Below are 21985 nucleotides of genomic sequence, written 5' to 3'. Positions count from 1 at the left end.
AGGGCGCTGCGCTCGGCAAGGCGGTTGAGGACGCGTGCCGCGCCGTGTCCTGGGGCTCGGCCCCAGACCCCGCGCCTCAAACGCCGGCGGGGCTGGATTGCCCGGAGGGCAACTCCAGCCCCGCCGGCGTTTGAGGCGATCTTTTCAGCCCGTCCGGCGTTTGAGGACCGGGTCAGGGCAGAGCCCTGGGAACGGCGGAAGGGCGGGTAGGGGACGGCCCCGCAGGGCTGCGCACCCCCGCCGGGCTACGGCAGAGCACGCCTCATCGACCGGTGCGGGATCCCCGCGTCCTCGAACTCCGGCCCGTAGGCCTCGTACCCGAGCCGCTCGTAGAACCCCATCGCATGGGTCTGCGCACCCAAATCAACCGCGGACAGCCCGAGCCGAACCGCCTCCGCCTCGATCGCCCGCACCAGCGCAACCCCCACCCCGAGCCCGCGCGCGGACCGGGTGACGGCCAGCCGTCCGAGCGAGCCGACCTCCGGGGAGCCCGTCTTGCCCAGGGCCCGCGGCCCGTACAGCAGCCGGCCGGTGCCCAGCGGCACCCCGTCCGGCCCCTCGGCCAGCACGTGCACCGCGATCTCGTCGTACGCGTCGTACTCGATCGACTCGGGCACCGACTGCTCGACCACGAAGACCTCGGTCCGCACGGCGAAGCAGGCCTTCAGGTCCTCGTCCGTGACGACGACCCGCACGGAGACGGCCTCGGCGACGGCGCCGCCACCGCCCGCGGTCACTCGCTCTCCTTGCGGATCACGTCCAGCGCGTTCTGCAGGTCCGCCGGGTAGGTGCTCGCGAACTCGACCCACTGCCCGTCGGACGGGTGCTCGAACCCGAGCCGCACCGCGTGCAGCCACTGCCGGGTGAGCCCGAGGCGCTTCGCGACGGTCGGGTCGGCGCCGTAGGTCAGGTCGCCGACGCAGGGGTGCTTGTGGGCGGCCATGTGCACGCGGATCTGGTGCGTGCGCCCGGTCTCCAGCTTGATGTCCAGCAGCGAGGCGGCGCGGAAGGCCTCGATCAGGTCGTAGTGCGTGACGGAGGGCTTGCCCTCCTGGGTCACGGCCCACTTGTAGTCGGCGCTGGGGTGCCGCCCGATCGGCGCGTCGATCGTGCCGCTCATCGGGTCGGGGTGGCCCTGCACCAGCGCGTGGTAGCGCTTGTCGACGATCCGCTCGCGGAACTGGTTCTTCAGCGAGGTGTACGCGCGCTCCGACTTCGCGACGGCCATCAGGCCGGAGGTGCCGACGTCGAGCCGGTGCACGATGCCCTGGCGCTCGGAGGCCCCGGAGGTGGAGATGCGGTAGCCGGCGGCGGCGAGGCCGCCGATGACGGTGGTGCCGGTCCAGCCGGGGCTGGGGTGGGCGGCGACGCCGACCGGCTTCATGATGACGACGATGTCGTCGTCGTCATGGACGATCTCCATGCCGGGGACGGGCTCGGCGACGAGCTCGACCTTCCGCGGCGGTTCGGGCATCTCGACTTCGAGCCAGGCGCCACCGTGCACACGCTCGGACTTCCCGACGACACTGCCGTCGACCAGCACCTTTCCCGCGGCCGCAAGTTCGGCCGCCTTCGTCCGGGAAAAACCGAACATACGGGCGATGGCGGCATCGACGCGCTCGCCCTCGAGGCCATCGGGTACGGGCAGGGTGCGGATCTCGGGAATCGTACTCACCTGTCGAGTATGCAGGACTCGACAGAAGACCATTCCCGCGATCAGCCTGCGACCGGCCCGCGGCTCGCTTGCCGGGTCAGTCCTTGTGGACGGTGCCGTCCGGGTCCAGACCCTTGAACGACAGCAGGACGATCAGGATCCCGCCGCACACGATCGCCGAGTCCGCGAGGTTGAAGACCGCGAAGTGGGCGGGCGCGATGAAGTCGACGACCGCTCCGCGGAAGACGCCCGGCGAGCGGAAGATCCGGTCGGTCAGGTTGCCCAGCGCCCCGCCCAGCAGCAGGCCCAGCGCGATCGCCCAGGGCAGGCTGTACAGCTTCCGAGCGAGCCGCACGATCACCACGATCACCGTGGCGGCGATGCAGGTGAAGATGATCGTGAAGGCCTCGCCGAAGCCGAAGGCGGCGCCGGGGTTGCGGATCGCGTCGAACTTCAGCAGGTCGCCGATGACCTGGATCGACGGCTGGTGCTCCAGCTTCGCGACCACCAGCATCTTGCTGCCCAGGTCGACGAGGTAGGCGAGCAGCGCCACGACGAGCAGCGCGACGATCCGCCGCCGCCCCTTGGGCGCCGCGGATTCGGGCTGGGTGCCGTCTTCCCCGACCTCCGGCGTACCGATGATGCGCTCCGCCTCTGCCACGTGAGTCCCTCGAACTAGCTCGAACCAGGTTGTCGAACGGTACTGCGCCGACCGACCCGCCAGGTTCCCGGACCCTGACGAGACACGAGGGTACGTCAGGGCACCCTTCGGCCGCCGCCCCGGCCGCCGCCCCGGCCGGACCGCTGCCGGAGCCGGGCCGACGCCCGCCCGGGGCCCTCCGGGCCTGCCAGGGGCCGTCCGGGGCCTCTACGGGCCCCATCCGGAGTCCGTCCGGGGTCCGTAGGGGCCCGCTCGGCCCGCGTTCGGCCTCCGCTCAGTGCCGCCGCTCCTGCTTCTGCTTGCAGTCCACGCACAGCGTGGCCCGCGGGAAGGCCTGCATGCGCGCCTTGCCGATGGGCTGCCCGCAGTTCTCGCAGAGGCCGTACGTGCCCGACTCCAGCCGTTCCAGCGCGCGCTCGGTCTGCTCCAGCATCGAGTTGGCGTTCGCGGCGAGGGCGAGCTCGGACTCCCGGGTGATGTTCTTGGTCCCGGTGTCGGCCTGGTCGTCGCCCGCGCCGTCGCCGGAGTCCCTCATCAGCCCGGAAATGGCCGCGTCGGAGGCCTGGAGCTCGGCCCGCAGCCGCAGCACCTCGCTCTCCAGCTCGGCCCGCGCCTCGGCGACCTCCTCCGGGGTCCAGGGGTCCTCGCCGGGCCGTACGGCGAGCTCGCCGGGCGCCAGGCCCGCCGCGCCCCGCGCCTTGGGCAGCCCGCTGGTCGCGGCTGCGGCCGTCTTCCTGGCCGTGCCGGTGCTCTTCTTGGCAACCACTTTCCGGGCTCCCGTCTCGTGCGCGGCCTGCGCCGCCCCCTCGGCCCCGGCCGTCTTGGCCGTGGCCTTCTTCGCGGCCGTCTTCTTGACGGCGGCCGCTTTCCCGGCAGGTGCCTTCCCGGCGGCCGCCTTCTTCGCGTCGGCGGCCTTCGTCCCGGCCGCCGACGTCCTCGTGGCCGCCGTCTTCTTCCCGGCGGCTGTGCCTGCCACCGGTCCGGCCTCCGGATCCGGGGCCGCCACCTCCGTCACCGACTCCTGAGCCGGCTTCTCCGCAGCCTTCCCGACAGCCTTCTTGGCAGTACTCCCGGCGGTCTTCTTCGCCACCATGGCCGCGGCCCCTTCACATACTGTGATCATTGCTCGCGAATCGTGCCGGAACGATAAATCGACTCCGGCCCCGCGGCAACGGGGCACGCGTCCATCGAGGTCAACCTGCATCCGTTGTGCCCAGCAGGGAGCCCGGTAATCCGCCCCACACGCCCCACCGCACCCGGGAACGCCCCGTCGGCCCATTAGGGTCAATCCGCGCCCGGTCCGCGCCCCGCCCGGACCCCCGCGCCACGCCCCGTAAACCGGTCTGCCGAGCGGCCCCCCGGCCCGTACACTGGGCCCAGCGAGAGGCATGGATGGGGACGAGTAGCGTCGGACGCAGCCAGGAGCGACCCGGGGACGGTGAGAGCCCGGGGGCGAGCGCGATGCGAAGGATCACCCCGGAGCCGCCGGAAGAAAGCCCACCGGGATTCCCGTAGGGCGAGTAGAACCGGCTTCGCACCCCAATGAGGGGGCCGGCGGACCACAGGTCCGCAGGCCAAGGAGGGTGGTACCGCGGGAGCAGCTTCATTCGGCTCTCGTCCCTCCGGACGGAAGTGACACCCCGCCGGAGGAAGAGTTCAGCCTCATGACCACACCGCCGCAGTACCGCCCGGTACCCGCCCAGGTCGACCTGCCTGCCCTTGAGCACGCGGTCCTCGACTTCTGGCGCGAGAGCAAGACCTTCGCCAAGACCCTGGAGCAGTCCGAGGGACGCCCCGAGTGGGTCTTCTACGAGGGCCCGCCCACCGCCAACGGCATGCCCGGCGCGCACCACATCGAGGCCCGCGTCTTCAAGGACGTCTTCCCCCGCTTCCGCACCATGCGCGGCTACCACGTGGCCCGCAAGGCCGGCTGGGACTGCCACGGCCTGCCCGTCGAGCTCGCCGTCGAGAAGGAACTGGGCTTCAACGGCAAGAAGGACATCGAGGCGTACGGCATCGCCGAGTTCAACGCCAAGTGCCGCGAGTCGGTGACCCGCCACACCGACGCGTTCACCGAGCTCACGAACCGGATGGGCTACTGGGTCGACCTGGACGACGCCTACCGCACCATGGACCCCGAGTACGTCGAGTCCGTGTGGTGGTCGCTCAAGGAGATCTTCAACAAGGGCCTGCTCACCCAGGACCACCGCGTCGCCCCCTGGTGCCCCCGCTGCGGCACCGGCCTCTCGGACCACGAGCTGGCCCAGGGCTACGAGACGGTCGTCGACCCCTCGGTCTACGTCCGCTTCCCGCTGACCTCCGGCCCCCTCGCGGGCCAGGCGGCGCTCCTGGTCTGGACGACCACCCCCTGGACCCTGGTGTCCAACACCGCGGTGGCCGCGCACCCGGACGTCACGTACGTCGTCGCGACCAATGGCGAAGAGAAGCTGGTCGTCGCCCAGCCGCTGCTGGAGAAGTCCCTCGGCGAGGGCTGGGAGGCCACCGGCGAGTCCTTCACGGGCAAGGAGATGGAGCGCTGGACCTACCAGCGCCCCTTCGACCTCGTCGAGTTCCCGGCCGAGGCCCACTACGTCGTGAACGCCGAGTACGTCACGACCGAGGACGGCACCGGTCTGGTCCACCAGTCCCCCGCCTTCGGCGCCGACGACCTCGCGGTCTGCCGCGCGTACGGCCTGCCCGTCGTGAACCCGGTCCGCCCCGACGGCACCTTCGAGGAGGAGGTCCCGCTCGTCGGCGGGGTCTTCTTCAAGAAGGCCGACGAGAAGCTGACCGCCGACCTCGAAGCGCGCGGCCTGCTCTTCAAGCACATCGCCTACGAGCACAGCTACCCGCACTGCTGGCGCTGCCACACCGCCCTGCTCTACTACGCGCAGCCGTCCTGGTACGTCCGCACCACCGCCGTCAAGGACGCGATGCTGCGGGAGAACGAGAAGACCAACTGGTTCCCGGACTCCGTCAAGCAGGGCCGCTTCGGCGACTGGCTGAACAACAACATCGACTGGGCGCTGTCCCGCAACCGCTACTGGGGCACCCCGCTGCCCATCTGGCGCTGCGAGGAGAACCACCTCACCTGCGTCGGCTCCCTGGCCGAGCTGAGCGACCTGACGGGCACGGACCAGTCGAACCTGGACCCGCACCGCCCGTACATCGACGAGGTCACCTTCCCCTGCACGGCGGAGGGCTGCACCCTCACCTCGGTCCGCGTGCCGGAGGTCATCGACGCCTGGTACGACTCGGGTTCGATGCCGTTCGCGCAGTGGGGCTACCCGCACAAGAACAAGGAGATCTTCGAGAAGCGCTACCCGGCGCAGTTCATCTCGGAGGCCATCGACCAGACGCGCGGGTGGTTCTACACGCTGATGGCGGTCGGCACCCTCGTCTTCGACAAGTCCTCCTACGAGAACGTGGTCTGCCTGGGCCACATCCTCGCCGAGGACGGCCGCAAGATGTCCAAGCACCTGGGCAACACCCTGGAACCGATCCAGCTGATGGACCAGCACGGTGCGGACGCCGTCCGCTGGTTCATGGCGGCCGGCGGCTCCCCGTGGGCGGCGCGCCGCGTCGGCCACGGCACGATCCAGGAGGTCGTCCGCAAGACGCTCCTCACGTACTGGAACACGGTCGCCTTCCAGGCCCTGTACGCCCGCACGTCGAACTGGGCCCCGTCGGCCTCCGACCCGGCGCCCGCGGACCGCACGGTCCTGGACCGCTGGCTGCTCTCGGAGCTCCACACCCTCACGACCGAGGTCACCGAGGCGATGGAGTCGTACGACACCCAGCGCGCCGGCAAGCTCCTCTCCTCCTTCGTGGACGACCTCTCGAACTGGTACGTCCGCCGCTCCCGCCGCCGCTTCTGGCAGGGCGACGCGGCCGCGCTGCGCACCCTGCACGAGGTCGTGGAGACGGTCACCCGCCTCCTGGCCCCCCTCACCCCCTTCATCACGGAGCGGGTCTGGCAGGACATGGTCGTCCCGGTCACCCCGGACGCCCCGGAGTCGGTGCACCTGACCACCTGGCCGGTCCCGGACGCCTCGGCGATCGACCCGGAGCTGTCCCGGCAGATGCTGCTGGTACGCCGCCTCGTGGAGCTGGGCCGCGCCACGCGGGCCGAGTCGGGCGTGAAGACCCGCCAGCCGCTCTCCCGCGCGCTGGTCGCCGTATCGGGCTTCGAGACCCTCTCCCCCGAGCTGCACTCGCAGATCACGGAGGAGCTGAACGTCTCCTCGCTGGCCTCCCTCTCGGAGGTCGGCGGGTCCCTGGTCGACACCACGGCCAAGGCGAACTTCCGCGCGCTGGGCAAGCGCTTCGGCAAGGGCGTGCAGGACGTGGCGAAGGCGGTGGCCGAGGCCGACGCGGCGGCGCTGTCGCTGGCCCTGCGCTCCGGCGAGGCCTCGGTGGAGGTGAACGGCGAGACCGTCGCCCTCACCCCCGAGGAGGTCATCATCACGGAGACCCCGCGCGAGGGCTGGTCGGTGGCGTCCGACTCCGGCGCGACGGTGGCCCTGGACCTGGAGATCACTCCGGAGCTGCGGCTCGCGGGCCTGGCGCGTGATGCGATCCGCCTGATCCAGGAGGCCCGGAAGAACTCCGGCCTGGACGTCGCGGACCGGATCGCCCTGCGCTGGTCCACGGCGGACCCGGAGCTGGCGACGGCCCTGACCGACCACGCTTCGCTGATCGCGGACGAGGTCCTGGCCACGGACTACGCCTCCGGCGAGGCGGACGCGTCGTACGGCGACGCCTTCGAGGACGAGCCCCTCGGCCTCACCTTCCGCCTCCGCAAGGCGTAGCCCTTCCACCTGTGGCCCGGCGCCCCCTCCTGGGGGGTGCCGGGCCACAGCCGTTTCCTGTCCCCTACCCGCCCTTCCACCGTTCCCCGGGCGCTGCCCGGAAGCGAAAAGATCGCCTCAAGCGCCGGCGGGGCTGGATCTATCCAGCCCCGCCGGCGTTTGAGGCGCGGGGTCCGGGGCGGAGCCCCGGGGAACGGGCGAAGGGCGGGTAGGGGACCCAGCCCCGCGTAGCGGCACACCCGCAGCCGGGCCCGCGTACGGAAACGGGCCGGGCCCGGTGCCCCCGAGGGGGAACCGGGCCCGGCCCGAACCGTCTGCCGACGGCTACCGCTTAGTTGTCGTCCTCGTCGATCAGGAAGCCCCGCATGGGAGACGGCGCCTGCTGCATCGGCTGCGGACCAGCCGGCCGCACCGGAGCCATCGGCTGCGTCATCGCCGGGGACATCTGCTGCTGGCCACCACCGTAGGAGGGGGACATCGGCGAGGGACCGCCCATCGGCGACGGGCCACCCATCGACGGACCACCCATGGAGTGCATCGCACCGGCCGGAGCCATCGACGGGGTCGGCGACGGCGGCAGCGCGGGACCGGCGGGGTTCCGCGGCGGAGCCAGCGAGTCGTCGGCCTGCGTCTCCAGCTGGCGCAGCTGCGATTCCAGGTAGGACTTCAGACGGGTGCGGTACTCACGCTCGAAGCCCCGCAGGTCCTCGACCTTGCGCTCCAGCGTGGCGCGGGCGGACTCCAGGGAGCCCATCGCGACGCGGTGCTTCTCCTGCGCGTCCCGCTCCAGCGCGTCGGCCTTGGCGCGGGCGTCCCGCTCCAGGCCCTCGGCACGCGACCGGGCCTCGCCGACGATCTTGTTGGCCTCGGAGCGGGCCTCCGCGATCGCCTGGTCGGCGGTCTGCTGCGCGAGCGACAGGACGCGGGCGGCGCTGTCGCCACCGGGACCCTGCTGCGGAAGCTGCTGGGGCTGCTGCTGCTGGTGCATCTGCTGGCCCATGGGCTGCATCTGCTGACCCATCGGCTGCATCTGCTGACCCATGGGCTGCATCTGCTGGCCGAGCTGGTTCTGGCCGCCCATGGACTGCTGCTGCATGGGGTTGCCCATGGGGCCGGGACCCTGCTGGCCCATGCCCTGCTGCATGCCCTGCTGACCCATCTGCTGCTGCCCACCCATGGTGTGCTGCTGCATGGGGTTGCCCATCGGGCCGGGGCCCTGCGGACCGTGCCCGCCGGGGCCGGCCGGAAGCTGGGGCGGGCCGCCCTGGAGCTGCGGCTGACCCATCGGGGGCTGACCCATCGGGGGCTGCTGCTGCGGGGGGCCGGATATGGCCGCGGGCACGGGGGCGCCGGGGCCACGCTGGTCCTGGGGCTCCGGCTTGCGCATGCCCTGCTGCTGGTTCTGCGCGGCGGCACGCGTGGCGGCCGCCAGCTTGGCGCGCAGGTCCTCGTTCTCGCGCAGCAGGCGCGTCAGCTCGGACTCGACCTCGTCGAGGAAGGCGTCGACCTCGTCCTCGTCATAGCCTTCTCGCAGGCGGACGGTCGTGAACTGCTTGTTCCGCACGTCCTCGGGAGTCAGCGGCATGTCTTCTTCACCTCTACGTAGTCGTCGGCAGTCGGCAGGACCGTATCGGGACTGTCCCCGCGCCTGCGGGGAAGCTCATCGTTCACACGCTTCTCGCAGCGGTGCTCACGAAACTGATGAGGATGTAAACGATGATCATCAGAACGAAGAAGGACAGGTCGAGTGCCACGCCCCCGAGACGCAACGGCGGGATGAGCCGCCGAAGGAGCTTGAGCGGTGGATCGGTGACAGTGTAGGTGGCCTCCAGAACGACCACCATCGCCTTGCCGGGTGTCCATGAACGTGCGAACTGGAACACGTAGTCCATGACCAGTCGGAAGATCAGCACGATGAGGAAGCACATCAGCGCGATGTAAACCACTTGCAGTGCTACGCCCATCCCGCGCTTCCCTCTCCCCTGCTTCCGCCCTGTACCCGGTCCCGTATCTGACGGATCGGTCTAGCTTTGGTTGAAGAACCCGCCCTCCGCGATGCGGGCCTTGTCCTCCGCCGTGACATCGACGTTAGCAGGAGACAGCAGGAACACCTTCTGTGTCACGCGTTCAATGCTGCCGTGCAGACCGAAGACGAGACCGGCGGCGAAGTCGACCAGACGCTTCGCGTCCGTGTCGTCCATCTCCGTGAGATTCATGATCACCGGAGTGCCCTCACGGAAGTGTTCCCCGATGGTACGGGCCTCGTTGTAGGTCCGGGGGTGCAGCGTCGTGATGCGGTACGGCTCCCGCTCGGAGACGACCTTGGGCATGATCACGGGGGCGTTCTTCTCCAGATTCGAGCGTTCGGGTGTGATGGACGCCACGGGGGCGATTCGCGCAGGACGTCCGTTTTCAACCGGCATTGGGAGGGGTTCTCTTGGCGCCGGGGGCTGGGCAACTCGTACCGGTTCGTCCGATACGGGCGTTTGGTGCGAGACAGGTTGCTGTCGCCGGCGTTCCCGCTCCGGCTCCGGCTCGGGTTCGAACTCGTCGTCGGGGTCGTACCCCGGGTTGTCGTACCGGTCGTCCTCCACGAGGCCGAGGTAGACCGCCATCTTGCGCATCGCGCCGGCCATTCTCTGAGTCCTCCGCTCTGTGGTGGATCGCCCTGTCGCAGGTGTCTCGCCGTGTCACGAATGTCACCAACTGCCCGCGATCCACGTGGCCTGTCCGCTCATCAGCGGAAATGACCATATTTTCTGCTGTGGTCCGACTTTCTTCGCGACGTTACCCGAGCCGGGGTCTCGCGCCGAGTACCGCAGTGCCGACGCGTACATGTGTCGCACCGGCCGCAACGGCCTGTTCCAGGTCTGCGCTCATCCCGGCCGACACCATCGTGGCAGCCGGATGGTCCGCGCGCAGGCGGGATGACAATTCCACCAGCCGCTCGAAGGCCGCCTGTTCGCGTCCCGCGTAGCGCCCGGCCAGCGGAGCGACCGTCATGAGCCCGTCGATGCGCAGTCCGGGAGCCGCGGCCACGAGGTCCGCCAACTCGGCGAGCTGCTCGGGCGCCGCGCCGCCGCGGGCCCCCCGTTCGCCCGACTCGGCGTCGAGGGCGATCTGCACCAGGCAGCCCAGTTCCCGTCCGGCGCCCTCCGCGGCCGCCGAGAGGGCCGTGACGAGCTTGGGGCGGTCGACGGACTGCACGAGGTGCGCGTATCCCGCCACCGAACGGACTTTGTTCGTCTGCAACTGGCCGACGAAGTGCCAGGTGAGGGGCAGATCCGCACAGGCCGCGGCCTTGGGGGCCGCGTCCTGGTCCCGGTTTTCCGCCACGTGACGGACCCCCAGGTCCGCCAGCAGTCGTACGTCGCTCGCCGGGTAGGTCTTGGTGACCACGATCAGGGTCACCTCTTCCCGCTTGCGCCCGGCGGCCGCGCAGGCGGCCCCGATCCGCTCCTCCACCTGCGCGAGGTTCGCGGCGAGCTCGGACTTACGATCCGTCATTCTTCAGTCCAACCAGACATATCCGGCAAGCCGCCCGGTCATCCGGTCACGGCGGTACGAGAAGTGGTCCCGCGACTCCAGTGTGCAGACCGGGGACCGGCCGATGTCGGCCACCCCCGCCTCAGCGAGCTGGGCGTGCACTCCGGCCACCACGTCGACGGCCGGTGTTCCCCAGCTCGTCTCCGCGTACGCGGCCGGCACCACCTCGGCGACCGCCGCCCGCATCTCGGCGGGAACCTCGTAACACCGTCCGCACACCGCCGGCCCGGTACGGGCCACCATGCGTGCGGGGTCCGCTCCGAGCGCGACCATCGCCTCGACGGCGGCGGTCACGACCCCGGCGACCAGCCCGGGCCGTCCGGCATGGGCGGCTCCGGCGATGCCGGCGACGGGGTCGGCCAGCAGGACGGGCGTGCAGTCGGCGGTGAGGACCGCGAGGGCGAGCCCCCGACGGGCGGTCACCACCGCGTCCACTGCCGGGATCTCCTCCCGGTCCGGGCCCCACGGGCCGTCGACCACCGCCACGTCCCGGCCGTGCACCTGGTTCATCCAGACCACCCGGTCCGGCGCGATGCCCAGCGCCTTCGCCGCGGCGGCCCGGTTCGCACGAACGGCGGCCGGGTCGTCTCCGACCGCGCCGCCGAGATTGAGCTCCTCGTACGGAACGGCGCTCACCCCGCCCCACCGGTCGGTGAAGGCGAAGTGGGCGCCGCTCTCGCTGTACTGCTCCAGGGTCACTTCAAGAAGTCCGGAACGTCCAGTTCCTCGGCCGGGCTGTCCTGGTACGGCCGGGCCGTCGGGACCTGCGGGGCCGGAGCCTCGGCGACCGGGACCGGCTCGCTGCGGACCGGCTCCTCGCGCGGGGTGACCGAGCCGAGTCCGCCGAAGGCCGGGCGGGCCGGCTCGGCGGCACGGACCGGAGCCGGGGCCGGCTCCTCGCGCTTGGTGGACGCCGCGCCGATGACGTTGTCGCGGCGGGCCGGGGGCTGTCCGCCGTCGAACCCGGCCGCGATGACGGTGACCCGTACCTCGTCGCCGAGCGCGTCGTCGATGACGGCTCCGAAGATGATGTTCGCCTCGGGGTGCGCGGCCTCGCTCACCAGCTGCGCGGCCTCGTTGATCTCGAAGAGACCGAGGTCCGAGCCACCGGAGATGGAGAGCAGCACGCCGCGGGCACCGTCGATGGACGCTTCCAGCAGCGGCGAGGAGATCGCCATCTCGGCCGCGGCCACCGCGCGGTCGTCGCCGCGGGCCGAGCCGATGCCCATCAGGGCCGAGCCCGCCTCGGACATCACGGACTTGACGTCCGCGAAGTCGAGGTTGATCAGACCCGGAGTGGTGATGAGGTCGGTGATGCCCTGGACGCCGGACAGCAGGACCTGGTCCGCCGACTTGAAGGCGTCGAGGACGCTGACCTGGCGGTCCGAGATGGACAGCAGGCGGTCGTTGGGGATGACGATGAGGGTGTCGACCTGCTCGCGGAGCTGGGCGATGCCGTCCTCGGCCTGGTTCGCGCGGCGCCGGCCCTCGAAGGTGAACGGCCGGGTGACCACACCGATCGTCAGGGCGCCCAGCGAGCGCGCGATGTTGGCGACGACGGGTGCGCCGCCCGTTCCGGTGCCGCCGCCTTCGCCGGCGGTGACGAAGACCATGTCGGCCCCCTTGAGGACCTCCTCGATCTCCTCGCGGTGGTCCTCTGCCGCCTTGCGGCCGACATCGGGGTTGGCGCCGGCGCCGAGACCCCGGGTGAGTTCCCGGCCGACGTCGAGCTTGACGTCGGCGTCGCTCATCAACAGCGCCTGGGCGTCTGTGTTGATGGCGATGAACTCGACGCCCTTGAGACCGACCTCGATCATTCGGTTGATGGCATTGACACCACCGCCGCCGACACCGATGACCTTGATGACTGCGAGGTAGTTCTGCGGTGCTGCCACGTCGAAGGCCTCTCGCCTCGAGTTACGTGTCGTTCGCCTCGCGGGCCTGCGGTGCGACGACTGATGCCGAAATTGGGACGGTCCGTACACGCCGACCCGAACCCTAACCCTGAAGTTTAGGGTTATGAGTGTGTCTGTTCCTTGGACTCTTCCGAACAGGACACTAAGTCGACAAGTAGCGCGTGTTCAACGAACACGCCGAACCTCCCGTTTTTCTTTTCACCCTATGTGATCACCCGTATCGGTGGCCAACCAGGGTGCGACGCTGTTCGACCAGACGTCAACTACCGGACACCGCCGGGGCGGTGGGGACGCTCACGTCGAATCGGTCAGCCTTGGGCGAGGCCTTCAGGAGCGCCGTCAGTGCACGGCCCTTCGCCTCGCCCTGTTCGCCGCTCCCCCAGACCACCGACCGGCCGCCGGTCAACTCCAGCACCACCGAGTCGTAGGACCGGACCTTGACCTGCACGGTCTCCTTGCGGACGGATTCCGGGAGGACTCCGGCGATCTGGACGGCCTCGCGCAGCAGCCGTTCCTCGTCGAAACGGCGGCCGCTCGGAGACTGCTGGGAGCTCAGTTCGAGGAGCGGAACGCCCGCCGGTGCTTGTCCGACCGTGTCGAATCGCACACCGGAAGCGTCCACTTCCACGAACTGCGCGTCCTTCTTGATGAGCAGAACGGGCTTGCGTTCCGTCACCTTCAACCCGATTCCGTGCGGCCAGGCCCGCACCACATCGACCGAATCGATACGGGGCAGGCGGCCGCGGAGCCGGGCTTCGATCTCGTCGGTGTCCACGGACACCAGGGGTGCCCCGACCGGAACGCCCGCCGCCGCCAGCACCTGGTCCCGGGTCAGGACCTCGGTGCCGGTGGCGGTGACCTTCTCGACCCGGAGCCAGGAGGACCCGTAGAGCACCCAGGTGCAGCCGGCGGCCAGGAGCAGCGCGAGGACCACGCCGGCGACCACGAGGGGCCCCCGCCGCAGCCCTCCCGGGAGCCGCCCGCCGGGGCGCGGTCCGCGGGGTCCCCCGGGGCCGGATCCCTTGGGGGGCTTCGGCGACTTGGGGGCCTTCGGGGTCCCCAGCCGCTTGAGGGGGCCGGAGCCCTTCCCGGCGGCTCCCGGACCGCCACGCTGCGCGGTGCTCGCTCCGGCCACTCCTGTGCCTCCTGCGTCGGTGCTTCCCGCGTCAGCGGGCTCTGTTGGCTGCGATCGCCTCGTACACCATGCCGACGAGCAGCTCGTCCGCGTCCCGGCGGCCGAACTCGGCGGCGGCGCGGGACATCTCGTACAGCCGGTGCGGGTCGGCGAGCACCGGGAGGACCTGGCTGAGCACCCACTGGGGCGTCAGTTCCGCGTCGTCCACGAGCAGGCCGCCGCCGGCCTTGACCACCGGCTGGGCGTTGAGCCGCTGTTCGCCGTTGCCGATGGGCAGCGGGACGTAGGCGGCGGGCAGCCCGACGGCGGACAGTTCGGCGACGGTCATCGCGCCCGCGCGGCAGAGCATCATGTCGGCGGCGGCGTACGCGAGATCCATCCGGTCCACGTACGGTACCGGCACATACGGCGGCATCCCGGGCATGTTGTCGACACGCGGCAGTTCGTTCTTCGGGCCGACCGCGTGCAGGATCTGGACCCCGGAGCGCTGGAGGGTCGGCGCGACCTGCTCGATCACCTCGTTGAGGCGCCGGGCGCCCTGCGAGCCGCCGGAGACCAGCAGCGTCGGCAGGTTGGGGTCCAGGCCGAAGGCGGCGCGCGCCTCCGGGCGGACCAGTGCCCGGTCGAGGGTGGAGATGGAGCGGCGCAGCGGGATGCCCACGTAGCGGGCGCCGCGCAGTTTGCTGTCGGGGGTGGAGACCGCGACGGCGAACGCGTACCGGGAGCCGATCTTGTTGGCCAGTCCGGGCCGGGCATTGGCCTCGTGGACGATGATCGGCACTCCGAGGCGCTTGGCCGCGAGGTAGCCGGGCAGGGCCACGTAGCCGCCGAATCCGACGACGCAGTCGGCCTTGGTGCGGATCAGGATCTCCTCCGCGGCCTTGATGGTGCCGCGCAGCCGTCCTGGGACGGTGATCAGCTCGGGCGTGGGCCTACGGGGCAACGGGACGGCCGGGATCAGTCCCAGCTCGTAGCCGCGCTCGGGCACCAGGCGGGTTTCGAGTCCGCGTTCGGTGCCGAGGGCGGTGATGCCCACGGAAGGGTCCTGCCTGCGCAGGGCGTCCGCGAGGGCCAGCGCCGGCTCGATGTGGCCGGCGGTCCCCCCACCGGCGAGTACGACATGCACCGAAATTCACCGCTCTCCGGACGGACGCTTCTTGACGCGCCGTCTCATCGACTTCCATCTCTGCCCGGTCCGCGGCCGGCCGTTCTTGGGCCTCCGCATCGCGAGCGCCGCCCGTGCCGCCGGCTCCTCCCGCGCGAAGGCGATGAGAAGTCCGACCGCGAACATGGTCGGCAGCAGGGCCGACCCGCCGTAGGAGAACAGCGGGAGCGGGACCCCGGCGATCGGCAGCAGACCGAGTACCGCACCGATGTTGATCACGGCTTGCGCCGTGATCCAGGTGGTCACGCCTCCCGCGGCAAACCGTACGAAGGGGTCCTCCGTGCGTCCGGCCACGCGGATACCCGCATAGCCTAGGGCCGCGAACAGGGCGAGCACCGACAGCGTCCCCGCCAGCCCCAGTTCCTCACCGGTGATGGCGAAGATGAAGTCGGTGTGGGCCTCTGGCAGTTGCCCCCATTTTTCCACACTGGCACCCAGTCCGGAACCGAACCATCCGCCCGATGCGAGGGCGTAGATTCCGTGGACGGCCTGCCAGCACAGGCCGTTCTCGGGCAGTTCGGTCACTCCGATGCACTGGAGCCGGTCCATGCGGTGCGGGCTGGTCTTGATGAGCAGCGCGACGAGCACGCCCACGAAGGCCAGGACCGCCGCGAACATCCGCGTCGGGGCTCCGGCCAGCCACAACAGGCCGAACAGGATGGCGCCGAGGATCATCGCGGTGCCCATGTCCCCGCCCAGCATGATGAGCCCGAGCAGCAGGAAGGTGACCGGGACCAGCGGCACCAGCAGGTGTTTCCACTGGCTCAGCAGGTCCTTGTCGCCCTTGCGCGCCAGCAGGTCGGCGCCCCAGAGGATGAGGGCCAGTTTGCCGAACTCACTGGGCTGGAGCATGAACGGACCACCAAGGGAGATCCAATTCTGGTTGCCGTTGATCGACACCCCTATCCCGGGCACCTGGACCAGGACCATCAGGAAGAGCGTGCCGGTGAGCACCGGATAGGACAGGGCGCGGTGGAGTTTGACGGGCATCCGGGAGGCGATCAGCAGCAGCGCGGTGCCGATCGCGGCCGCCAGGAACTGCTTCTTGAAGAAGTACGCGTCGCCCAGGCCGAGCTGGAGCGCCTTGATCATGGAGGCCGAGTAGACCATCACCAGGCCGAGCACGGTGATGAGCAGCGAGCTGCCGAAGATCAGGTAATACGCCGTGAGGGGCCGGTCCCAGGCCCGGCGCAGCTGCCGTTGCGTGCGCCGCAGCCGGGTCAGCGGTCCGCCCCCGGCGGGCCGCCCGGGGCGCGCAGCGGGGCGTCCGCGGCCCAGCACTCCCCTGCCGGCCCTGGGAGCGCCGGGTTTGGCGCCCTTGCCGCCCTTGGCGGACTGGGCAGCCTTGGCGGTCTTGTCGGCGGACGGCCGCCGCCCCGGCAGCACTTGCTTGGCCGGCATCTGTGATCTTCCCCTCCAACTCGTACGAGGCGAGCAGCCGGTCGGCCGGAGGGAACCTGCCCTGGATCGAGCCGGACCTAGGCCTGCTCGGCGGCCAGTTCGCGCACCGCGTCGGCGAACGCGTCCCCACGCTTGCTGTAGTTCGCGAACATGTCCATCGAGGCACAGGCAGGTGCCAGCAGAACCGTGTCCCCGGGCTCCGCGAGCCGGGCCGCTTCCCGGACCGCCGCGAGCATCGCCCCAGTGTCGGTCCGTGCGAGGTCCACGACCGGGACCTCCGGGGCGTGTCGCGCCAGTGCCTCGGCGATCAGGGCCCGGTCGGCGCCGATGAGCACGACGCCCCGCAGCCGCTTCGCGGCCTTCTGGACGAGCTCGTCGAAGGTCGCGCCCTTGGCGAGGCCGCCGGCGATCCAGACCACCGGCTCGAAGGCCGCCAGGGAGGCTTCCGCGGCGTGGGTGTTGGTGGCCTTGGAGTCGTCCACGTACGTGACCCCGCCCACCTCGTCCACGTGGCTGACCCGGTGGGCGTCCGGACGGAAGTCGCGCAGTCCGTCGCGGACGGCGCGCGGCTCCACGCCGAAGGCGCGGGCCAGGGCGGCGGCGGCGAGGGCGTTGGCGATGTTGTGCGGGGCCGGCGGGTTGACGTCCGCGACCTCGGCGAGTTCCTGGGCGTTCTTCTGCCGGTTCTCCACGAAGGCCCGGTCGACGAGGATGCCGTCGACGACGCCGAACATGGAGGGGCCGGGGGCGCCGAGGGTGAAGCCGATGGCCCGGCAGCCCTCTTCCACGTCCGCCTCGACGACCAGGTCCTCGGTGGCCTTGTCGGCGGCGTTGTAGACGCAGGCCACGGTGTTGCCCTCGTAGATCCGGCCCTTGTCGGCGGCGTACGCCTCCATCGAGCCGTGCCAGTCGAGGTGGTCCGGGGCCAGGTTCAGGACGGCCGCGGAGTGGGGGCGCACCGAGGGCGCCCAGTGCAGCTGGTAGCTGGAGAGCTCGACGGCGAGTACGTCGTACTGCTCCTCGCCGAGCACCACGTCGATGATCGGGGTGCCGATGTTGCCGACGGCCGCCGTCCGCAGCCCGGCCGCCCGGAGGATCGAGGCGAGCATCTGGGTGGTGGTGGTCTTGCCGTTGGTTCCGGTGATCGCCAGCCAGGGGGCGGCGTCCGGACCGCGCAGCAGCCAGGCGATCTCGACGTCGCCCACGACGTCCACGCCCGCCGCGGCCGCGGCCGCGAACAGGGGGCTGTCGGGCTTCCAGCCCGGCGAGGTGACCACGAGGTCCGTGCCCTCGGGCAGGGTCTGCGCGTCGCCCAGGCGTACGGAGATGCCCGCCGCCTCCAGCTCCGCGGCCCGGGCCCGGTGGCCCTCGCTGTCGCCGCCGTCCACGACGGTGACGACCGCGCCGAGGCCGGCCAGGGCGCGCGCGGCGCTGATGCCGCTCACGCCGAGGCCGGCGACGGTGATGTTCTTGCCGTGCCAGGCGGTCACTTGTCGGCTGCCCATCCCGCGTAGAAGACTCCGAGGCCCACGATCACGCACATGCCCTGGATGATCCAGAACCGGACGACGACCAGGACTTCCGACCACCCCTTGAGTTCGAAGTGGTGCTGCAGCGGTGCCATCCGGAAGACGCGCTTGCCGGTCAGCTTGAAGGAGCCGACCTGGATGACGACCGACATGGTGATCAGGACGAAGAGGCCGCCGAGGAGCGCCATCAGGAACTCCGTGCGGGAGCAGATCGCCAGGCCGGCGAGCGCGCCGCCGAGGGCCAGCGATCCGGTGTCGCCCATGAAGATCTTGGCGGGCGAGGTGTTCCACCACAGGAAGCCGAAGCAGGCGCCCATCAGGGCGGCGGCGACGACCGCGAGGTCCAGTGGGTCGCGCACCTCGAAACAGGCGGCCGGGTTGGTCAGGGTCTGCGCGTTGGCGCAGGACTCCTGGTACTGCCAGACGCCGATGAAGGTGTAGGCGCCGAAGACCATCACGGCTGCGCCGGTGGCCAGGCCGTCGAGACCGTCGGTCAGGTTCACGCCGTTGGACATCGCCAGGATCATGAACAGCGCCCAGACCACGAACAGCACCGGGCCGATCGACCAGCCGAAGTCCGTGACGAACGACAGCTTGGTGGAGGCGGGGGCGAGTCCGCGCGCGTCCTTGAACTGCAGCGCGAGCACCGCGAAGGCGATGCCGACGATCAGCTGGCCGGCCATCTTGGCCTTGGCCCGCAGACCGAGCGAACGCTGCTTGACGATCTTGATGTAGTCGTCGAGGAAGCCGACCACGCCCATGCCCGCCATCAGCAGGAGGACGAGGAGGCCCGAGAAGGTGGGCTGGCTTCCGGTGACCACCTTGGTGAGGGCGTACGCGATCAGCGTGGCCAGGATGAAGGAGATGCCGCCCATGGTGGGCGTGCCCTTCTTCCCGGCGTGACCGCGCGGCCCGTCGTCCCGGATGAACTGGCCGTAGCCCTTGCGGGCCAGACCCTTGATCAGCAGCGGGGTGCCGATGAGCGTGAGGAAGAGTCCGATGACTCCGGAGAACAGGATCTGCCTCATCGGCCGGCGACCTCGCCGTCGAGCAGGGCCTGGGCCACCCGCTCCAGGCCGGCTGACCTGGAAGCCTTCACCAGCACGACGTCTCCCGGGCGCAGTTCACTGCGCAACAGGTCGACCGCCGCCTGCGCGTCGGACACGAGCACCGACTCCTCACCCCACGAACCCTCGTTATATGCGCCCAGTTGCAGCCAGGAGGCTTCCCTGCCCCCGACCGCGACCAGCTTGCTCACGTTGAGCCGGACGACAAGCCGTCCGACCGCGTCGTGCTCGGCGAGCGCGTCGTCTCCGAGCTCGGCCATCGGGCCGAGCACCGCCCACGTGCGGCCCCCGTTCGCCTTGCCGGCACCGCCCATCGCGGCGAGTGCGCGCAGTGCGGCCCGCATGGACTCGGGGTTTGCGTTGTAGGCGTCGTTGACGATCGTCACACCGTCCGCCCGCTCGGTGACCTCCATCCGCCACCGGGACAGGCTGCCCGCCCCGGAGAGCGCGGTGGCGATCTCCTCGACGGACATGCCCAGTACGTGGGCGACGGCGGCCGCGGCGAGCGCGTTCGACACGTGGTGCTCACCGTACAGCCGCAAGGTCACGTCGCTGCACCCGGTCGGTGTTCGCAATGTGAAGGAAGGCTGTCCCCTGTCCGTCATCCGGACTTCGGTGGCCCGGATGTCGGCGTCCTCGGCCTCGCCGAAGAGCACCGTACGAGCCTTCGTGCGCCCGGCCATGGCACGTACCAGCAGGTCATCGGCGTTGAGGACGGCGATGCCGCCTTCCGCCTCGGACGGCAGGGCCTCGACGAGCTCGCCCTTGGCCTGCGCGATCTGCTCGCGGCCGCCGAACTCCCCGATGTGCGCGGTGCCGACGTTGAGGACCAGGCCGATGCGCGGGGGCGTCAGTCCGGTGAGGTAGGCGATGTGGCCGATGCCGCGGGCGCCCATCTCCAGGACCAGGTGCTGCGTGTCCTCGGTGACCCGCAGCGTCGTGATCGGCAGGCCGATCTCGTTGTTGAGGTTCCCCGGGGTCCACACGGTCGGCGCGTGGTGCTGCAGGACCTGGGCGATCAGGTCCTTGGTGGAGGTCTTGCCGGCGGAGCCGGTGAGGGCCACGACGTCGGTGCCCAGCCGTTCGACGACGGTACGGGCGAGCGCGCCGAGGGCGGCCACCACGTCGGGTACGACGATGGCCGGGACGCCGACGGGCCGGGTCGCGAGGACGGCCACCGCGCCGGAGGCCAGGGCGCGTTCGGCATAGTCGTGGCCGTCCACCCGCTCCCCGACGAAGGCGGCGAACAGGCTTCCGGCCTGGACCTCGCGGGAGTCGTAGACGACGGGACCGGTGACCGTGACGGACGGATCCGGTATGTCGTGGGGCTGCCCGCCGGTGATGTCGGCGATCTCGGCGAGGGAAAGGGCGATCACTGGTTCACCTCGGCCTGTCGGGGACGCTGGCGTGCTTGGGTCTCGATGGCCGCGCGCAGGACCGCCCGGTCGTCGAAGGGGCGTACGACGCCCGCGATGTCCTGGCCCTGCTCGTGGCCCTTGCCGGCCACCAGCACGGTGTCTCCCGCCTCGGCGCGCGCGACGGCGGTGGCGATGGCCGCCGCCCGGTCGGAGTCGACGAGGACGGTGCCCCGCTCGGCGGGCGGCACGGACACGGCGCCGCGGAACATCGCGGCGAGGATCGCGAGGGGGTCCTCGGAGCGCGGGTTGTCGGAGGTCAGGACGGCGGTGTCGGCGAACCGGGCGGCCGCGGCGCCCATCGGGGCCCGCTTGGTGGTGTCGCGGTCGCCGCCGCAGCCGATGACCACGTGCAGCTTGCCGGTGGTGACCTCGCGCAGGGCCCGCAGGACCGATTCGACGGCGTCCGTCTTGTGCGCGTAGTCCACGACGGCCAGGTACGGCTGGCCCGCGTCGACCCGCTCCAGCCGGCCGGGCACCCCGGGGACCGCGGCGACGCCGTCGGCGGCGGTCTGCGGGTCGAGGCCGGCGGCGGCGAGCGTGACGATGGCGGCGACGGTGTTGGCCACGTTGAACGGGCCGGGCAGCGGGGCGGTGGCCGTGACCCGCTCGCCCGCCGGACCCACCAGGGTCAGGGTCGAGTCCATGTGGCGCGAGACCACGTCCTGGGCACGCCAGTCGGCCGCCGGGTCGCCCGCGGCGGAGAACGTGACGACCGGGATCGGCGACTCCTTGGCCAGGCGGCGGCCGTACTCGTCGTCGATGTTGACCACGCCGAGGCGGGCGCGGCGCTCGGTGAAGAGCTGCGCCTTGGCCTGGAAGTAGTCCTCCATGTCGGAGTGGAACTCCATGTGCTCCGGGCTCAGGTTGTTGAAGACGGCCACGTCGAAGACGCAGCCGTCGACCCGGCCGAGCACCAGGGCGTGGCTGGAGACCTCCATGGCGACGGCCTCGACGCCGCGTTCGCGCATGACCGCGAACAGCGCCTGCAGGTCGGTGGCCTCGGGGGTGGTGCGCTCGGACTTGATGCGCTCGTCGCCGACGCGCATCTCGACGGTGCCGATGAGCCCCGTCGTGCGTCCGCCGCCGCGCAGGCCGCCCTCGACGAGGTACGCCGTGGTGGTCTTGCCGGAGGTCCCGGTGATGCCGATCTGGAGCAGGGCCTCGCCCGGCCGTCCGTAGACCGCGGCGGCCAGTCCTCCCATCCGGCCGCGCGGGTCGGCGACGGCGAGGACCGGGAGGCCGGTGGCCGCGGCGCGCTCCGCGCCGGCCGGGTCGGTCAGCACGGCGGCGGCGCCGAGGGCGGCCGCCTGGGCGGCGAAGTCCGCGCCGTGCAGCTTGGCGCCCGGCAGGGCCGCGTACAGGTCTCCGGGACGCACGGCACGCGAATCGTGCGTGATGCCGGTGATCCGCGTCTGCGCGGCGGGGGTCTCCACTCCCAGCAGCTCCGCCAGCTCGCCGAGGGGGGTCGGGCGGACGGACAGGGGACGTGGCGCTCCCGGCGGCGCTGCCGGTGCGTCATTCTGGGTGGTTCTGGGCTGATCAGCGTGGGGCACGGCGGTGAGCGTACCGGGCCCGGCGGGCCGCTCGCGAAGCGAGGGCCCGGCCTCGGGGGCGGCGGACGCGTGGTTCCCGGATTCGGGGGTGATCGTTGTCACTGATGGTGCCTCACGCTTTTCTGGGGC

General features: G+C 71.0%; 18 protein-coding genes. 1 reads left to right on the top strand and 17 read right to left on the bottom strand.

What is annotated here, in order from left to right; translation table 11 throughout:
* Positions 1-245: 245 nt before the first annotated feature.
* The 4 genes from OG898_RS21035 to OG898_RS21020 all read right to left on the bottom strand — a co-directional run bounded on the left by OG898_RS21035 (position 246) and on the right by OG898_RS21020 (position 3408).
* Positions 246-695, bottom strand: a complete 450-nt coding sequence (locus OG898_RS21035; protein ID WP_250743825.1) for a GNAT family N-acetyltransferase — start codon at positions 693-695, stop codon at positions 246-248.
* A gap of 38 nt (positions 696-733) precedes the next feature.
* Complete coding sequence (locus OG898_RS21030; RefSeq protein WP_250743762.1) at positions 734-1675, bottom strand: RluA family pseudouridine synthase; 942 nt, start codon at positions 1673-1675, stop codon at positions 734-736.
* 76 nt (positions 1676-1751) lie between these two features.
* Positions 1752-2315 carry a signal peptidase II gene (gene lspA, locus OG898_RS21025; protein WP_243330189.1) on the bottom strand — a complete coding sequence of 188 codons (564 nt, stop codon included), beginning with the start codon at positions 2313-2315 and terminating at the stop codon, positions 1752-1754.
* 274 nt (positions 2316-2589) lie between these two features.
* Complete coding sequence (locus OG898_RS21020) at positions 2590-3408, bottom strand: TraR/DksA family transcriptional regulator (RefSeq protein WP_250743761.1); 819 nt, start codon at positions 3406-3408, stop codon at positions 2590-2592.
* A 571-nt stretch (positions 3409-3979) separates the two neighbouring features.
* Here OG898_RS21020 and ileS point away from each other — a divergent pair.
* Positions 3980-7126 carry an isoleucine--tRNA ligase gene (gene ileS, locus OG898_RS21015; protein ID WP_266958614.1) on the top strand — a complete coding sequence of 1049 codons (3147 nt, stop codon included), beginning with the start codon at positions 3980-3982 and terminating at the stop codon, positions 7124-7126.
* Between the two features lie 331 nt (positions 7127-7457).
* Here the strand turns inward: ileS and OG898_RS21010 are convergent, their stop codons facing one another.
* From OG898_RS21010 to OG898_RS20950, 13 genes are all read right to left on the bottom strand, one after another.
* Positions 7458-8711, bottom strand: coding sequence for a DivIVA domain-containing protein (locus OG898_RS21010; protein ID WP_266958612.1), 1254 nt, complete (start codon positions 8709-8711; stop codon positions 7458-7460).
* A gap of 82 nt (positions 8712-8793) precedes the next feature.
* Positions 8794-9090 carry a YggT family protein gene (locus OG898_RS21005; RefSeq protein ID WP_112450285.1) on the bottom strand — a complete coding sequence of 99 codons (297 nt, stop codon included), beginning with the start codon at positions 9088-9090 and terminating at the stop codon, positions 8794-8796.
* A 60-nt stretch (positions 9091-9150) separates the two neighbouring features.
* Positions 9151-9762, bottom strand: coding sequence for a cell division protein SepF (locus OG898_RS21000; protein WP_250743758.1), 612 nt, complete (start codon positions 9760-9762; stop codon positions 9151-9153).
* Positions 9763-9913: 151 nt separating this feature from the next.
* Positions 9914-10633 (bottom strand): YggS family pyridoxal phosphate-dependent enzyme, encoded by a 720-nt coding sequence (locus tag OG898_RS20995; protein ID WP_250743757.1) that lies wholly within the window; start codon positions 10631-10633, stop codon positions 9914-9916.
* 3 nt (positions 10634-10636) lie between these two features.
* Positions 10637-11371, bottom strand: coding sequence for a peptidoglycan editing factor PgeF (gene pgeF, locus OG898_RS20990; protein ID WP_250743756.1), 735 nt, complete (start codon positions 11369-11371; stop codon positions 10637-10639).
* On the bottom strand, positions 11368-12567 hold the full coding sequence (gene ftsZ, locus OG898_RS20985; RefSeq protein WP_243330151.1) for a cell division protein FtsZ: 1200 nt from the start codon (positions 12565-12567) through the stop codon (positions 11368-11370). Before ftsZ ends, pgeF begins: the two co-directional genes overlap by 4 nt.
* Before the next feature lie 280 nt (positions 12568-12847).
* A complete protein-coding gene (locus tag OG898_RS20980; RefSeq protein WP_250743755.1) occupies positions 12848-13552 on the bottom strand; it encodes a cell division protein FtsQ/DivIB in 705 nt (234 codons plus the stop codon).
* A 202-nt stretch (positions 13553-13754) separates the two neighbouring features.
* On the bottom strand, positions 13755-14849 hold the full coding sequence (gene murG, locus OG898_RS20975; protein WP_250743753.1) for an undecaprenyldiphospho-muramoylpentapeptide beta-N-acetylglucosaminyltransferase: 1095 nt from the start codon (positions 14847-14849) through the stop codon (positions 13755-13757).
* 6 nt (positions 14850-14855) lie between these two features.
* Positions 14856-16289 (bottom strand): putative lipid II flippase FtsW, encoded by a 1434-nt coding sequence (gene ftsW, locus OG898_RS20970; RefSeq protein ID WP_250743752.1) that lies wholly within the window; start codon positions 16287-16289, stop codon positions 14856-14858.
* A 77-nt stretch (positions 16290-16366) separates the two neighbouring features.
* Positions 16367-17794, bottom strand: coding sequence for a UDP-N-acetylmuramoyl-L-alanine--D-glutamate ligase (gene murD, locus OG898_RS20965; protein WP_250743751.1), 1428 nt, complete (start codon positions 17792-17794; stop codon positions 16367-16369).
* Positions 17776-18846 carry a phospho-N-acetylmuramoyl-pentapeptide-transferase gene (mraY, locus tag OG898_RS20960; protein WP_266958607.1) on the bottom strand — a complete coding sequence of 357 codons (1071 nt, stop codon included), beginning with the start codon at positions 18844-18846 and terminating at the stop codon, positions 17776-17778. Before mraY ends, murD begins: the two co-directional genes overlap by 19 nt.
* The gene (gene murF, locus OG898_RS20955; RefSeq protein ID WP_250743749.1) at positions 18843-20261 is read right to left on the bottom strand and encodes a UDP-N-acetylmuramoyl-tripeptide--D-alanyl-D-alanine ligase; all 1419 of its coding nucleotides are present in this window, start codon (positions 20259-20261) and stop codon (positions 18843-18845) included. Before murF ends, mraY begins: the two co-directional genes overlap by 4 nt.
* Positions 20258-21958 (bottom strand): UDP-N-acetylmuramoyl-L-alanyl-D-glutamate--2,6-diaminopimelate ligase, encoded by a 1701-nt coding sequence (locus OG898_RS20950; RefSeq protein ID WP_266958606.1) that lies wholly within the window; start codon positions 21956-21958, stop codon positions 20258-20260. The genes murF and OG898_RS20950 overlap by 4 nt, the downstream gene beginning before the upstream one ends.
* Positions 21959-21985 lie beyond the last annotated feature (27 nt).

Origin of the sequence: Streptomyces sp. NBC_00193, from assembly GCF_026342735.1 — a bacterium.
Taxonomy (GTDB): domain Bacteria; phylum Actinomycetota; class Actinomycetes; order Streptomycetales; family Streptomycetaceae; genus Streptomyces; species Streptomyces stoeckheimensis.
The sequence above is the reverse complement of the archived record's forward strand: the minus strand, read 5'-3'. Positions and strand labels throughout refer to the sequence as shown.